Origin of the sequence: Vibrio sp. UCD-FRSSP16_30 (genome assembly GCF_001676025.1) — a bacterium.
Taxonomy (GTDB): domain Bacteria; phylum Pseudomonadota; class Gammaproteobacteria; order Enterobacterales; family Vibrionaceae; genus Vibrio.
This window is the reverse complement of the sequence record NZ_LZFW01000075.1, coordinates 1-701: the sequence shown is the minus strand read 5'-3', so window position 1 is coordinate 701 and position 701 is coordinate 1. Positions and strand designations below refer to the sequence as shown.

Below are 701 nucleotides of genomic sequence, written 5' to 3'. Positions count from 1 at the left end.
CCTCTGGTGTTCGGGTTGTCATGCCAATGGCATTGCCCGGTAGCTAAGTTCGGAATCGATAAGCGCTGAAAGCATCTAAGCGCGAAGCGAGCCCTGAGATGAGTCTTCCCTGGCACTTTAAGTGTCCTAAAGGGTTGTTCGAGACTAGAACGTTGATAGGCAGGGTGTGTAAGTGCTGCGAGGCATTGAGCTAACCTGTACTAATTGCCCGTGAGGCTTAACCATACAACACCCAAGGGGTTTTGTGGACTCGAAGWAAGAACAGATTGAATGTGTATAAGAACTTTTAGATAACAGTTTTCCGAATTTTAAAATTTGCTTGGCGACCATAGCATTGTGGACCCACCTGATTCCATGCCGAACTCAGAAGTGAAACATAATAGCGCCGATGGTAGTGTGGGGTTTCCCCATGTGAGAGTAGGACATCGCCAGGCTTTAATTTTGACTTATCTCGTATGAGGTGAGTCACCATAAAGTTCTAATTTACTTAGAGTTTTATGTTGACTTTAACAGTCAGTCGCGTAATATATGCGACCTGCTTAAGTGTTAAGGCACTCAAAGCACGCTCTTTAACAATTTAAACCTATCAATCTGTGTGGGCACTCGTTGATGATAATCGAAAAGATTTATCAATGAACTGAGTGACCAATACAATGATTTTTAATCATTGGCACAGTCAATTCATTACTATTCTGTTGGAA

Annotated in this window: 2 rRNA genes; both read left to right on the top strand. The window is 42.7% G+C overall.

Features of this window, described 5'->3' with window-relative positions:
- Positions 1-225: ribosomal RNA gene (locus A9260_RS15145) — 23S ribosomal RNA — on the top strand; the annotation flags it as partial.
- A 93-nt stretch (positions 226-318) separates the two neighbouring features.
- Positions 319-434, top strand: a 5S ribosomal RNA gene (gene rrf / locus A9260_RS15140).
- Positions 435-701: the final 267 nt, after the last annotated feature.